We start from the raw sequence: 13,319 nt of genomic DNA, 5'->3' as shown, positions 1-13,319 counted from the left end.
CTCATCGGAGAATATCTAAAACACGCGGGCTTTGATGTGTGCGTTTGCAGCGACGCTCAAAGCGCCGCGGATCTCGCCTACGAGCAAAACTTCGATCTCTTTATCTTTGACGTGAAAATCCCCAAAGGCGACGGATTTTCACTTTTAAAAGAGCTGCGCAAGAGCGGCGATCACACTCCTGCGATATTTGCTACTTCGCTAAATACGCTTGATGATCTTGAGGTCGGTTTTAAAAGCGGCTGCGACGACTATCTCAAAAAACCGTATGAACTAAAAGAGCTACTACTGCGTGTTAATTCGCTCATAAAGCGAAACTTCAGCCACAATTTCGATGATTTTGTAACTATTGACGACGAGTTTAAATTTTACTTTGCAAGCAAAGAGCTTCGCAGATCGGGCGTGCCCGTCGCGCTTTCAAACAAAGAGCGCGAGCTGCTGGCGCTTTTTTTACAAAATAAAAACAGGCTTTTAAGCAAGGATGAAATTTTCTCCGCGATCTACGCTTTTGACGAAACTCCGAGCGAGGAAGCGCTGCGAACTTATATCAAAAATCTACGCCGCGTCCTAGGCGAAGAGCACATCATAAACCGCCGCAACGCAGGGTATCTGTATGTCTGAAAAGACCGCTTTAACGCTTAAAATTCTATCTTTATATCTCATTTCAAGTGCATTGTTTTTAGGATATTTTTTCAAGATAAATTACAGGATGAACGAAGCCGCGCTGCTTTCGCACAGGATAAAAGAGCTAAAAGAGATCAAAATGATGATCTATATGAAAGCGAGCATGGACGGGCTGGGCTCGCTGGCGGACTTCGAGCGCGAAAAGGGCGTGAATGCGTGTATATTTAAGCCAAACTCTGATGAAATTTACGGCTGCAGTGGTGAGCTTGGCGCACTTGATAAAGCGAAGCTAAAGGCGGAATTTATAAGTGGCGGAAGGCTAGGAATTTATGAAAACCTGCAAAATATGGAGGAGCGAAACGCCTTTTCCAAGGCTAAAATCATCCTGCTTGGAAGTAGCGTGCAGGGCGAAATTTTAACGCTTCGTATCAAAACCGCAGCGATGATGATAGCGCTTTTGGGTGTGATATTAGCCGTGGCGTTTTATCTGGTGCGGCTAGGTACAAAGCCGCTTTACGATAAGATCGACACGCTAAATCGCTTCATCAAAGATAGCACCCACGAGATCAATACTCCGCTTAGCATCATCTCGATGAGCGTTGAGACGATGCGGCACGCAGAGCTTGGAGAATACAACGCCAAGCGCGTCGCTAATATCGATCTTGCCGCCAAGACGCTTTCGCGCATCTACGAGGATCTCGTGTTTTTAACTTTCGGTATGAATAAGGAGGGCGAGATTAGCTCGATCGATCTAAAAAGCCTCGTTGCTTCGCGTTGCGAATATTTCGCGCCGTTTATCCAAAAACGCAGACTAAGCCTTAAAACCGATCTTTCGGATGCGAGCATGAACGCAAATATTTATGAAATTTCGCGCCTGATCGACAATCTGCTAAGCAACGCCGTAAAATACGCCGATGCAGGCGGCTACGTGGATGTGCGGCTAAGGCGCGGCGAGCTGGCGATCTCAAACAGCGGCGAGGGGATCGACAGGAAAAGGGGCGACGAAATTTTTAGGCGTTTCGCACGCTTTAACTCAAGCGAGGGCGGCTTTGGCATCGGGCTTAGCATCGTAAGCGAGGTCTGCAAAAAATACTCCTTTTCTATCTCCTACGACAGCGTGCCGGGCGAGATAACGACCTTTCGCCTTACGTGGCGAGAGTAAAATTTTAAAATTTAGTGAAATTTAAAATTTAAAAGCGGTCGCTTGCGGTTTAAATTTAATCGTAGTTTGGTCGCTTAAATTCCGCGCAAAAAGGCTCTAATTGCCGGAGCGTTTAAATTTAATCGTCGCTTGTCTTTGTTCTAAAACGGAGCGCGGAATTTTATCGCTCGCTCGCTTTGCGCTCGTAAAATGACCCTGAAAGTTATTGGTGCGGAATTTTATTCGTCCGCGATTTCATAAAATTTAGCTTTTATTTCTCGATAGATATATCCAGTGGACTATATTACTGAATAAAATCGGAACAGACATACCAAAAAATATTGAGCCGCCTCCAAAAAACGATAGCCAACCAAACAAGCTTTCTCTGCTCGCAAAAGTTGGAAACGTCCGCCCGTTGCCTACTCTGTGTGGGATGCCGTTTATGGCAAAATCGGCGTAGAAATAATTATTTAGAAGCCAATAGATAAAAGGTATGCCGATAAGCATAATTAGCTGCGTTGACGGCGGGAAGCTCTTTTTCATATAAAATACGGCGATTGGATAATACACGCAGCTTAGCGCGAAAGCCGTTAAAATAGGTACCCACAATGCCGCGACGTAAAATTCCGCAAGCTGCGTGTGCGGGCTTATTTTGCCGATCGCGGCGATGTTTGGAAAAAACTGCTTCATAAATTTAACGAAGTCCGCGCACGAGGGACTTACGTCTAAAATATTTTCGGGTAGCACGAATACGCTAAGCGCCGTGATCGCAAACAGCGCAAAAACCGCCGCGTAAAGTCGCCCGAAAAATTTAATAAATTTCGTATCGGGATACGGCGTATCTTGCTCTTGCGCGCCTTGTGAATTTAGCAAATCGCTCATCGTTCGCTCCTTTAATAAAATTTGCGTGCCAAAACCCGGCTTGCGCTAAATTTTAAAATTTTATGCCTTATCGTTCGGTAAAATTTCACGACGAGGACTTGCTTTGGAATTTTGCGGTCAAATTTGAAATAAAATTTATTAAATTTAACCAGCAAAGCTTTGTTTAAAAATAAAGTCTCGCCGCCTTTAACGCGCAGTGAGGCAGATGCAGGTTGGGGCGGTGGGGTCTGCTTGAGGTCGCGAGGCGAGGCCCAGGCAAAGCAAAAAAGGGTGCTTCGCAAGTATGGCCTATTCTGCTCCGCCCCCTCCGAGGAAGAATTTAAGCTTTATCGGAAGCGACGAATAAAATTTAAACCCGCGCGTAGCGTAGCAATTTCTCGTATCGTCGAGACCGGGAAGCCTCTAAAATAAAAGGCTCTTTCATTTAGCGTAGACTTGCAGCCAAGACCCAAAATTTAATTGCCTAACAAAAAAGGCAAGTTGGCGTCGCTGCTCGCAAAATAACCGCGGAATCCCACTAGATCAAATTTAAAATTCCGAGTATTTCTGATAGTCGATCTGCGCGGAGTTTTTGTTGATCGTATCGACCGTAGCTTCAGCGATCGCAAGTTCCTCGTTGGTAGGGATTACGAGCGTTTTGATTTTACTATCCGCCGCGCTTAAATTTCTAATCGAGCCGGTATTTTTGGCGTTTTTTGTCGCATCGATTTCGATGCCGATATGAGCGAGCTTCTCGCAGACATTTTGTCTAAAATGCGGCGCATTCTCGCCGATACCTCCGGTAAAGATCAAAGCGTCCACTCGCCCGAGCACGGCATAATACGCTCCGATCATCTTAACGACGCTGTACACGAGCATCTCAAACGCAAGTTTCGCGCGCGGCTCGCCGCCTTCCATCTTTTCATATACTTTTCGCAGATCGCTTGCGCCGCAGATGCCGAGCAGTCCGCTTTTTTTGTTCATTATGACGTCCATATCCTGCGCGTTGTAGCCCGCGACGCGCTCGATGTATGGGATGATAGCGGGATCGATCGAGCCGCATCTGGTGCCCATGATGATGCCTTCAAGCGGCGTTAGCCCCATTGAGGTGTCGATGCATTTGCCGTTTTCTATGGCGCTCACGCTCGAGCCGTTGCCAAGATGTAGCGTAATGGCGTTGAAGTTTTCGTATTTTTTACGCAAAAATTTCGCTCCCATTGTCGAGACAAACCAATGCGATGTGCCGTGCGCGCCGTAGCGACGAACCTTATATTTTTCGTAGAATTCATACGGCAGCGCGTACATATACGCATAAGGCGGGATGCTTTGATGAAATATCGTATCGAAAACCGCGACGTTTGGAATTTTAGGAGCAATCTTTAGGCAGGATTTGATGCCCGCTAAATTTGCAGGATTGTGTAGCGGTGCAAGCGGCGCAAGCTCGGCGATTTTAGCCATTACGTCCTCATCTATGAGCGCGGGAGCGTCGAAATAATCCGCACCTTGGACTATTCTATGCCCGATGCCGCCTACTTGAGTTAGATCGTTGATTACTCCGCTTTGTTTTAAAAGATCGATCGCGATCGCAATCGCGGTCTCGTGATTTGGAATTTGCTCGTTTTCAACCTTTATGCTTCGTCCGTTGGCGCAATTGATGCTTCCGCTTGCGTGCGTCGAGCTGATCTCCTCGATGAGCCCACTTGCGATGCAGGCGTGATTTAGCATATCGTGGAATTTAAATTTAACCGAGCTCGAGCCGGAATTTATGACTAGGATATCCATTAATTCTCTCCTGCTTGAATGGCGCTGATAAGTATCGTGTTTACGATATCGGCGACCTTGCAGCCGCGGCTTAGATCGTTTACCGGCTTTTTTAAGCCCTGCAGAATCGGCCCGATCGCTACGGCGCCTGCGGTGCGCTGCACGGCCTTATAACAGATATTTCCGCAGTTAAGATCGGGAAAGATAAATACGTTCGCGCGCCCTGCGACCGCGGAGCCGGGCATCTTTTTCTTAGCGACTGCGGCATCGACCGCCGCATCGAATTGCAGCGGTCCGTCGATTAAAAGCGCCGGCGCCTTTTCGCGCGCTTTTTGCGTTGCAGTTTTTATGAATTCCACGCTTTCACCGCTACCGCTATCGCCGCTGGAGTAGCTTAGCATCGCCACGCGCGGCTCAAACCCGAACGCCTTTGCGGTCGCGGCGCTTGAAATCGCGATACCCGCCAGATACTCCGCGCTCGGGCTCGGCGCTACGGCGCAGTCGGCAAAAAGCAGAGCCTGCGTATCCAGGCACATTATAAACGCACCGCTAACGGTTGCGATGCCCGGCTTTGTCTTGATGATCTGAAGCGCGGGGCGAATCGTCTCCGCAGTAGTCGTGCTGGCACCGCTTACCATCGCATCGGCTAGCCCTTCATACACGAGCATCGTGCCGAAGTAGGTGCGATCGCGCACTAAATCGCGCGCCTGCGCCTCGCTCATGCCCTTTGCCTTGCGAAGCTCATATAGATCGCGCGCAAATTTTTCTAAGCTCGCATCCGTCTGCGGATCTAAAATTTTAACGCCGCTTAGATCGAGACCCAGCTTGCTTGCGCTTTTTTGCACTTCGTCTTGCCGCCCTAAAAGGATCAAATTTGCCGCGCCGCTTTGCTTTACAATCGCGGCCGCGCGCAGAATTCTCTCATCGTCGCTTTCTGGAAGCACGACTGTTTTAACGTTCGCGCGAGCCTTTGCGTAGAGCTTGCTTTCAAATTTCAACGGGGTTAGAATTTCACAGCGCGTGGAGTTTGCGGCGTCCGTGAAGTAGCTTTTGTCGGCAACGACTTTATCAAGCTCTATCGCGCCGCTTTCGCAGGCGGAATTTTTACTGTAAAGCTCCGATTTTTTAGAATTTGCACCCTCTTGTGCAGGTCTTAGCGCGGAAAATGAAATTTTATCCTCATATATGCTGGCAAAGCTTACCGCTTTTGCCGCAGTGATCAAGCGTGTGCCGATGCGCGCGGCAATTTCGTTAGGATAAAATCCGCAAACAGGGATATTTAGATCCTTTGCGATTTGTAAATTTAGCTCGCGCAGATCGGCTCCCGCTACGCCGTGAACCAGCACAAAATTGCATTGCTCTAAAATCTGCGTAAAGCGCTCTATCGCCGCCTTTCGCACGCGCTCATCCTGCCCATCCGCGAGCGCTTTTTCAAGCTCGCTCCTGCTAAAAAGGGCATTGTCGCCAGCGATGCAAAGTTGCAAAACGTTGTGAAAGCTCATGGATAAAATTTTATCTAGTTTTTTTAGCTCGGATTGGTAGGCGGCGGGTTCGTCGCATAGGAGCAAAATTCCGTTCATCGGTTGATCCTTTTGAAATAAGATAGGCAATTGTAGCAAAATTTTGCTTGCGTGTTAATCAAAGATTTATCGTGAGGGTTTAGAATTTGGTAACTTTCAACAAAGGAGCGCACATGAAAAATTTAGTGATTTTGGCTCTTTTAGTGAGCCTCGCCGCGGCGAAAATCAACATAAACGAAGCTAGTCGCTACGAGCTGATGACGATCGGTGGGCTTGATGCGGGTAGGGCGGATATGCTTATGCAATACCGCCAAAAGCGCGAAATTTCAAGTGCAGATGAGCTAAAGGGCATCAACGGCTTTGCAAGTTACGATACCGCCAAATTGCAGAAGAGCTTTGAAATATCGCCTAGAGCTAACGTGCAGCAGCCGGTGCAGCCTGATCGCGATATAGTCGTAGTCGAAAAGACCCGCACCCGCACGGTTTACGGAGGCTCTACTTACAAACGCGTTGAAAATTACGGCAATGGCATCACGATCACAGAGACCGGCACTTTACCGCCTCCGCCAGGATATGGTAGGCATGGCGGCATGATGCCGCCACCTCCTCCGCCTCCTGGCGGTATGCCACCACCTCCGCACGGAGGCATAAAACCACCTCCTCCGCCACCGCCACCTCCTCGCGATGATTATTCTCGCAGGAGAAGTTCTGGCGGTATGAGCGATAGCGAGATTGGCGGAAGCTCGCGCCGTAACATGCCGGTGCCTATGCATATGGGAACGATCCGCTCAAAAAGATCCAGTAGCGTCACAAGCTTCGGCGACTGCGATCCGCAAAGCGGCAACTGCGCTAGTGTGGGCGTAGGCGTGCAGGTAGATAGAGGGTTTTAAAATTTAATTTTACGCAGGCGGGATTTAAAATTTTATAATCGAGATTCCGCCCGCCCTAAATTTACGGCTAAATTTTAAAATTTTGTAGCGATGGAATTTAAAATTTACGCTGGCATCGCTCTGCGCTACGATAAAATTTCAAAGAATTTTATAAATTTAATCCAAGCCTCGCGTGGCAAAATTTCAAGTCAAAATTTTACGTTAAAACTGATGCGCCGCGTTTGGTCGAAACAAATCTGCACTTTAAAATTTTAAATCCGAAATCCAGCCACATGATAAATTTTAAATTTGCCTTTTCTACTCTCGCTAAATTCCAAAATTTTGCCCCGTCTTGCTGCTATTAAATTTTAAATTCGACCCGATTTAGCGCCTAAAATTTGTGAAATTTAATTTACAAAATAATATAATCACAAAATTATTCCAACGAAACAGGATGGGCGTATGAAAGAAATTAGCGGATCGCAGATGATCGTGGAGGCGTTGCGGCAGGAGGGGGTCGAGGTGGTTTTCGGCTATCCGGGCGGCGCGGCGCTGAATATTTATGATGAAATTTACAAACAAAAATACTTCAGACACATTTTGGTGCGCCACGAGCAGGCTGCGGCGATGGCTGCGGACGGATACGCGCGCGCTAGCGGCAAGGTCGGCGTGGCGGTCGTTACAAGCGGTCCTGGATTTACGAACGCGCTTACGGGGCTTGCTACGGCGTATAGCGATAGCATCCCGATCGTGCTTATCAGCGGACAGGTGGCGACCTCGCTTATCGGCACCGACGCCTTTCAAGAGATCGATGCGATCGGAATTTCACGCCCCTGCGTCAAGCATAACTATCTGGTTAAAACGATCGAAGAGCTGCCTAGAATTTTAAAAGAAGCCTTTTATATCGCTCGCAGCGGCAGACCGGGGCCCGTGCATGTCGATGTGCCGAAGGACGTGACGGCGAAGCTAGGCGTTTTTGAATATCCTAGTGAAATCAAGATGCAGACTTATAAGCCGAATTATAAAGGCAACGCTAAACAGATCAAAAAAGCCGTTGAGTTAATCGCAAACTGCAAAAAGCCTATCCTCTACATCGGCGGCGGCGTCATCAGCGCGGGTGCAAGCGAGCTGGTGCGCGAGCTTAGCGAGTTTGCGCAGATCCCGGTCGTGCAAACCCTTATGGCGCTGGGAGCCGTGCGAAGCGACGATAAATTAAATTTAGGTATGGTCGGAATGCACGGCAGCTATGCCGCAAATATGGCGCTTAGCGAGTCTGATCTGATAATCTGCTTGGGCGCGAGATTTGACGATCGCGTAACCGGCAAGCTTAGCGAATTCGGCAAAAACGCAAAGATCATCCACGTCGATATCGATCCTAGCTCGATCTCAAAGATCATAAACGCGGATTATCCGATCGTGGGCGATGTGAAATCGGTGTTAGAGGAGATGCTGCCGCGCATTAAAAGCGAGGTCAGCCCTGCAAATTTCGAGCAGTGGCGCGAGCTCATCCGCAAATACGATGAAATTCACCCGCTTAAATTTAACGACAGCGATGAAATTTTAAAGCCGCAGTGGGTTATACAAAGCACCGCAAAAATCGCGGGCGAGGATGCTATCATCGCTACGGACGTGGGGCAGCACCAGATGTGGGTCGCGCAGTTTTATCCGTTTTGCAAGCCACGCACTCTGCTAAGTAGCGGCGGGCAGGGCACGATGGGCTATGGTCTTCCTGCGGCATTGGGCGCGAAGGCTTATGCGGGAGACAGACCGGTTATAAATTTCAGCGGCGACGGCTCGATTTTGATGAATATCCAAGAGCTGATGACTGCGAGCGCGAGCGGTCTAAACGTCGTAAATATCGTATTAAACAACAATTTCTTAGGCATGGTGCGGCAGTGGCAGAGCCTATTTTACGGGCAGCGTTTCTCATCGACCGATCTTAGCTCGCAGCCCAATTTCGTAAAAATTGCGGGGGGCTTCGGCGGCGTAGGCTTTAGCGTTAGCACAAAAGCGGAATTTGAAGACGCGCTGAAGCAGGCTCTTGCGAGTAAGAAAGTAAGTGTCATCGAGGCTAAGATCGATCGCTTCGAAAACGTCTGGCCGATGGTGCCTGCAGGCGGCGCGCTTTACAATATGATTTTTGAGCAGGAGTCGTAAAGATGAATAGCATAAGAAGAGTAATCTCGGTCGTCGTTACCGACGAGCACGGCGTTTTGTCGCGGATTTCGGGGCTTTTTGCGGGGCGCGGCTATAATATCGACAGCCTCACCGTTGCGCCGATCTCAAATACCGGTCTATCGCGCCTTAGCATCGTCACTTCGGGCGACGAGCGCGTCATAGAGCAGATCACTAAGCAGCTTCATAAACTGATCCCCGTTTACAAGGTCATTGAGGATGCAAAATTCGTCGAAAAGGAGATGGTTTTGGTAAAGATCGCGTTGGGTGAAAATTTAGCGGGGCTTGACGCCGTTTTAAAAGCCTACAACGGCAGCATCGCAAACAGCGACGACAGCAAGATCGTCATCATGGCGTGCGACGACGCAGACCGCATCGATGGATTTTTAAAGACGATAAAAAAATACAATCCGATCGACGTCGTCCGCGGCGGCAGCGTCGCGCTGGATATGTAAGCGGCGATAAAATTTAATCAAAGGAGCGCAAATGAAATTATCCAAAATTGCCGAAATTTTAAACATAGAGCTTAGCGGAGCGGACGCGGAGATCACCGCGATAAATTCGCTTCAAAACGCAAGGCAAAGCGAGCTGAGCTACTGCGACAGCGACAAAAACGAGAAATTTTTATCTGCCACCAAAGCGGCCGCCGTGCTAGTAAAAATCGGCACCGCAGCCCCAAGCGGCGTGCGAGTGCTAGAGTGCGAAAATCCGCATCTAGCCTTTGCGATCCTAAGCGCGCATTTTGCTAAGCCGCTCATTCGCAGCGGCGCGCCCGCAAAGATCGCCGCCAGCGCGCAGATCGGGCAGAACGTACATATCGGCGTAAATTCCACGATCGGCGAGAATTGCGTCATCTTAAGCGGCGCGTATATCGGCGATGACGTACATATCGGAAGCGGCTGCGTGATCCACGCAAACGCCGTCATCGGAAGCGACGGTTTCGGCTATGCACACACTAAAACGGGCGAGCACGTTAAAATTTATCACAACGGTAACGTCGTGCTGCAAGACGAGGTCGAAATCGGCGCATGCACGACGATCGATCGCGCGGTATTCGGCTCGACGATAATTGGGCGGGGCAGCAAGATCGACAATCTCGTTCAAATCGGGCACAACTGCGAGCTTGGGCAAAACTGCCTCATCGTCTCTCAAGTTGGACTTGCGGGCTCGACGACGCTTGGGCGTAACGTCGTGATGGGCGGACAGAGCGGCAGCGGCGGACACGTAAGCGTGGGCGATTTCACTCAGATCGCGGCGCGCGGCGGCATAAGCAAGGATCTAGCGGGCGGCAAAAACTACGCGGGGCAGCCTATAATGGAGCTTAGCGAGTGGTTCAAGCTGCAGGCTAAGATCGTTAGATTTTTTAAAGATAAAAAGCACTAGCCGTTTTGCCTTGGCTGACTTGCCTTGATCGATTCGATCGTTCGCTCTGATCGACTCCTCTAGCTAGCTTAATCTAACAGGCTCGCGTCGTTTCAGTGAAGTTTGAAATCGCCAGGCAGTTGGTGATTGTGGAGTGGTTTGCGTTGCCGTTTGGGTTTTGGCGTATTTTGTAATCGCTGCGGCGGTAAATTTTGCCCTTTTATCGACAGAATTCCGCCCGCGCCGTTTTTTTGTCGTGCGCTTGCTTTGTGGGCGCGGTAGAATTTGATCTACTCGTTTTGAAATACGTTTGCTCGCAGTCATTGCGGCCAAGCTTTACGAGCGCTTTAAATCAGCGCAAATTTAATTAAAGGAAAAACAATGATAGAGATGTTTTTATGCTCCTATTTTGCGGGTGCGGCGACGCTTTTTGAGGACTATGCGAGGCAAAATATCCGCGCTAAAGAGGTGCTTTTTATCCCGACCGCCGCAAACGTAGAGGAATACCGAGACTACGTGGACGAGGCGAAAGAGGCGTTTGCCAAAATGGGTTTTGAGGTTCAAATTTTAGATGTTTCAAAAGTGAGCGAAGCCGAAGCCAAGGCAAAGATCGGCGCGGCGCGGGTGCTTTACGTAAGCGGCGGCAACACCTTTTATCTTTTGCGCGAGCTTAAAAAGAAGGATCTGGTAGCCCTCATCGCAGATCGCGTCCGAAGCGGCGAGCTCGTGTACGTGGGCGAGTCGGCGGGTGCGATGATAGCGGCGCCTAGCGTGGAGTATGCGAGCGTGATGGACGATGCGAGTGGTAGTGAATTAGTAGCAGCGCAAACTGGGCTAGATCTTGTTAAATTCTATCCAGTAGTACACTACGGCGAGGAGCCTTTCGTGCAAAGCGCGGCTGAAATTTTAAAAATTTACGGCAGTAAGCTAAATTTGACGCCGATAAATAACGCCGAAGCGATCGCGGTGCACGGCGATAAATTTGAAATTTTAGGGCGGTAAACTGCGGCGTAAAAGTAAAATTAGTAATTAAACGCTTCATAAAATTTACGCTTATATTTTCGCATAGGGTTGCGAAGTGAAATTTTAACTTAGGTGTGCGAGTGTCGCTAACGAATAAATTTAATCAAAGGATCAAAATGAAAATATTACTTATCAACGGCGGAGCGCCTTTTAACGGCAAAGGCGGCAAGCTAAGCAAGACGCTGCACGAGTTAGCCAAAAAAACGCTACAAGCCTTAGGGCACGAAACGTGCGAAACTACGATACACGAGGGCTACGATATAGATGCTGAGGTAGAAAAATTTCTATGGATGGATGCCGTGATCTAGCAGATGCCCGCGTGGTGGATGGGCGAGCCTTGGCTAGTCAAAAAGTACGTAGACGAGGTGTTTATGGGCGGCATAGGCAAGATAGTGGCAAACGACGGGCGGCACAGCGCGAGTCCAAACGACGGATACGGCACCGGCGGCATGATAAAGGGCAAATCGCATATGCTAAGCGTCACGTGGAATGCGCCGCTTCAGGCATTTGACAAGCCAGGCGATTTTTTCGAGGGCGTGGGCGTGGACGGCGTTTACTTGCATTTTCATAAGATAAATGAGTTTTTAGGCACGAAAAGGCTGCCTACTTTTATGTGTAACGACGTCATTAAAAATCCCGACGTAGAGCGTTTTACGAGGGATTACGAAGCGCATTTAAAAAGGGTTTTCGGCTAAATTTAAGCAGACTTTAGCGCAAATTTATAAGCTAGACAGTAGAAATTTTACCCTGCCCTTTGTGCCGTTAAATTTGATCTAAATTTAAACTCACGCCACGCCGGAGCGTAGAATTTCGCTGTGAATTTTAGGCGGTACGCCAAACATCCTGGTGTATTCGCGGCTAAACTGCGACGCGCTCTCGTATCCTACGTCAAAGGCGGCCTGCGCAACGCTGATATTTTTGGTCGCGAGCAGATTTTTTGCCTCTTCTAGGCGGATCTTTTTTTGAAAAGCTATGGGGCTTAGCGAGGTTACGACCTTGAAGTTATGATAGAGCGACGACTCGCTCATATCGCATTCGCGCGCGACCTCTTTCATATTTAGCTTTTGCGAAAATTCGTTTTTTATCTTTGCGACGGCTTTTAAAATTTTATTCGAGACGCTTCCTTGCATAGCAAATTTGTTTAAAAAATAGCCGCTTTATCGCTTGTTACAAGGGCATAAAGGATCTCTTTTTTTTGGCAAGATCCGATAGAAATTTGATCTTCTCTTTTGGCTTTTCTAGCAACCAAACAAACCTCAAAACAGGCTCTAGTATCTCCTCCGCAAGATCGCCGAAAAATACCCCCTTTTGGCTCTTTTGCATGTTATCTTCTTTTTTTATCTCGACGTTTTTTAGCACTTCATAAATTTCATCCATGCTAAAATTAAGGGTAAGCGAGATATATGGCCTCTCTTTTGAGGCGTCGGTTAGGCTCACTCTTAGAGGCATATAGGTCGATGTGAGCAGATACCTTTGCTCGTTGTATCCGCTCATCTCATCGCCAAAGCCCACCGACTTTGCCCCTTGAAGTATAATGCACAAAGATGGATTGTAGATGACATTGATAAAATCATGCGTCTTTTCGCTGATGTAAAAATCAAGCGAGTCGATGTCGCTTTGAACAAGGCCGTTTACGCCGTATCTATTTAGTAAAAACTCTTTTGTCTGCTCTTTTAGTAAATTTAGCTCACTCATCTTGCTCTCCGCCTCAAATTTTATGAAATTATACTCCTTTTTAGAAATTTTGCAGAATTAGGCATGAAATTTGGAGGATCGTTCTAACGTAAAATTTAAAATCCTGCTAGAATGCACATTACAAAACAGCTTGTAAAGCTAAATCAAAACCGAAAAGACAAAGATGTATCTTAAGAAATTTGCGGCGGCGCTTATGACGTCAAGTTTTATTTTAGGAGGCAATGCAATGGCAAGTACAAACGTGGCAAAATCACCGCTAGAGGCGGTTTCTATGGTTAGCGAGTGGGATAA

12 protein-coding genes and 1 pseudogene are annotated in these 13,319 nt (G+C 48.3%); 8 read left to right on the top strand and 5 right to left on the bottom strand.

What is annotated here, in order from left to right; genetic code table 11:
• Both Q0413_RS03910 and Q0413_RS03905 read left to right on the top strand, forming a co-directional pair.
• Positions 1–618, top strand: a 618-nt coding sequence (locus Q0413_RS03910) for a response regulator transcription factor (protein ID WP_298987509.1), incomplete at its 5' end; no start/stop codon positions are given.
• The gene (locus Q0413_RS03905; RefSeq protein WP_298987506.1) at positions 611–1,783 is read left to right on the top strand and encodes a HAMP domain-containing sensor histidine kinase; all 1,173 of its coding nucleotides are present in this window, start codon (positions 611–613) and stop codon (positions 1,781–1,783) included. The genes Q0413_RS03910 and Q0413_RS03905, both read left to right, overlap by 8 nt.
• Before the next feature lie 243 nt (positions 1,784–2,026).
• On the opposite strand, the gene Q0413_RS03900 is transcribed toward Q0413_RS03905, so the two are convergent.
• The 3 genes from Q0413_RS03900 to pta form a co-directional block, all read right to left on the bottom strand.
• Positions 2,027–2,644, bottom strand: a complete 618-nt coding sequence (locus tag Q0413_RS03900; RefSeq protein ID WP_298987504.1) for a hypothetical protein — start codon at positions 2,642–2,644, stop codon at positions 2,027–2,029.
• A 528-nt stretch (positions 2,645–3,172) separates the two neighbouring features.
• Positions 3,173–4,405, bottom strand: a complete 1,233-nt coding sequence (locus tag Q0413_RS03895; RefSeq protein ID WP_298987501.1) for an acetate kinase — start codon at positions 4,403–4,405, stop codon at positions 3,173–3,175.
• Positions 4,405–5,964: a phosphate acetyltransferase gene (gene pta / locus Q0413_RS03890; RefSeq protein ID WP_298987498.1), complete on the bottom strand. Its 1,560-nt coding sequence runs from the start codon at positions 5,962–5,964 to the stop codon at positions 4,405–4,407. The genes Q0413_RS03895 and pta overlap by 1 nt, the downstream gene beginning before the upstream one ends.
• A gap of 113 nt (positions 5,965–6,077) precedes the next feature.
• Between pta and Q0413_RS03885 the strand changes: the two genes are divergently transcribed.
• The 6 genes and pseudogenes from Q0413_RS03885 (at position 6,078) to Q0413_RS03860 (ending at position 12,028) form a co-directional block, all read left to right on the top strand.
• Positions 6,078–6,794, top strand: a complete 717-nt coding sequence (locus Q0413_RS03885) for a helix-hairpin-helix domain-containing protein (RefSeq protein ID WP_298987495.1) — start codon at positions 6,078–6,080, stop codon at positions 6,792–6,794.
• Positions 6,795–7,235: 441 nt separating this feature from the next.
• On the top strand, positions 7,236–8,930 hold the full coding sequence (locus Q0413_RS03880) for an acetolactate synthase large subunit (protein ID WP_298987491.1): 1,695 nt from the start codon (positions 7,236–7,238) through the stop codon (positions 8,928–8,930).
• 2 nt (positions 8,931–8,932) lie between these two features.
• Positions 8,933–9,403: an acetolactate synthase small subunit gene (gene ilvN, locus Q0413_RS03875; RefSeq protein ID WP_298987489.1), complete on the top strand. Its 471-nt coding sequence runs from the start codon at positions 8,933–8,935 to the stop codon at positions 9,401–9,403.
• Between the two features lie 31 nt (positions 9,404–9,434).
• Complete coding sequence (gene lpxD, locus Q0413_RS03870) at positions 9,435–10,331, top strand: UDP-3-O-(3-hydroxymyristoyl)glucosamine N-acyltransferase (protein ID WP_298987487.1); 897 nt, start codon at positions 9,435–9,437, stop codon at positions 10,329–10,331.
• A gap of 360 nt (positions 10,332–10,691) precedes the next feature.
• On the top strand, positions 10,692–11,312 hold the full coding sequence (locus Q0413_RS03865; protein WP_298987484.1) for a Type 1 glutamine amidotransferase-like domain-containing protein: 621 nt from the start codon (positions 10,692–10,694) through the stop codon (positions 11,310–11,312).
• A gap of 137 nt (positions 11,313–11,449) precedes the next feature.
• A pseudogene (locus Q0413_RS03860) lies at positions 11,450–12,028 on the top strand (NAD(P)H-dependent oxidoreductase).
• A gap of 90 nt (positions 12,029–12,118) precedes the next feature.
• Here Q0413_RS03860 and Q0413_RS03855 read toward each other — a convergent pair.
• The gene (locus tag Q0413_RS03855) at positions 12,119–12,463 is read right to left on the bottom strand and encodes an AraC family transcriptional regulator (protein ID WP_298987482.1); all 345 of its coding nucleotides are present in this window, start codon (positions 12,461–12,463) and stop codon (positions 12,119–12,121) included.
• A 37-nt stretch (positions 12,464–12,500) separates the two neighbouring features.
• A complete protein-coding gene (locus tag Q0413_RS03850) occupies positions 12,501–13,028 on the bottom strand; it encodes an AraC family transcriptional regulator (RefSeq protein ID WP_298987479.1) in 528 nt (175 codons plus the stop codon).
• Between the last annotated feature and the right edge of the window lie 291 nt (positions 13,029–13,319).

Source organism: uncultured Campylobacter sp. (assembly GCF_938045465.1).
GTDB lineage: Bacteria > Campylobacterota > Campylobacteria > Campylobacterales > Campylobacteraceae > Campylobacter_B.
The sequence above is the reverse complement of the archived record's forward strand: the minus strand, read 5'-3'. Positions and strand labels throughout refer to the sequence as shown.

Excerpts from the sequence above, each read along its gene's own strand:
- Q0413_RS03850 (WP_298987479.1), bottom strand. The coding sequence starts at position 13,028 with ATGAGTGAGCTAAATTTACTAAAAGAGCAGACAAAAGAGTTTTTACTA.
- Q0413_RS03900 (WP_298987504.1), bottom strand. The coding sequence starts at position 2,644 with ATGAGCGATTTGCTAAATTCACAAGGCGCGCAAGAGCAAGATACGCCG.
- Q0413_RS03885 (WP_298987495.1), top strand. The coding sequence starts at position 6,078 with ATGAAAAATTTAGTGATTTTGGCTCTTTTAGTGAGCCTCGCCGCGGCG.
- Q0413_RS03895 (WP_298987501.1), bottom strand. The coding sequence starts at position 4,405 with ATGGATATCCTAGTCATAAATTCCGGCTCGAGCTCGGTTAAATTTAAA.
- Q0413_RS03855 (WP_298987482.1), bottom strand. The coding sequence starts at position 12,463 with ATGCAAGGAAGCGTCTCGAATAAAATTTTAAAAGCCGTCGCAAAGATA.
- Q0413_RS03865 (WP_298987484.1), top strand. The coding sequence starts at position 10,692 with ATGATAGAGATGTTTTTATGCTCCTATTTTGCGGGTGCGGCGACGCTT.
- Q0413_RS03880 (WP_298987491.1), top strand. The coding sequence starts at position 7,236 with ATGAAAGAAATTAGCGGATCGCAGATGATCGTGGAGGCGTTGCGGCAG.
- lpxD (WP_298987487.1), top strand. The coding sequence starts at position 9,435 with ATGAAATTATCCAAAATTGCCGAAATTTTAAACATAGAGCTTAGCGGA.
- pta (WP_298987498.1), bottom strand. The coding sequence starts at position 5,964 with ATGAACGGAATTTTGCTCCTATGCGACGAACCCGCCGCCTACCAATCC.
- Q0413_RS03905 (WP_298987506.1), top strand. The coding sequence starts at position 611 with ATGTCTGAAAAGACCGCTTTAACGCTTAAAATTCTATCTTTATATCTC.
- ilvN (WP_298987489.1), top strand. The coding sequence starts at position 8,933 with ATGAATAGCATAAGAAGAGTAATCTCGGTCGTCGTTACCGACGAGCAC.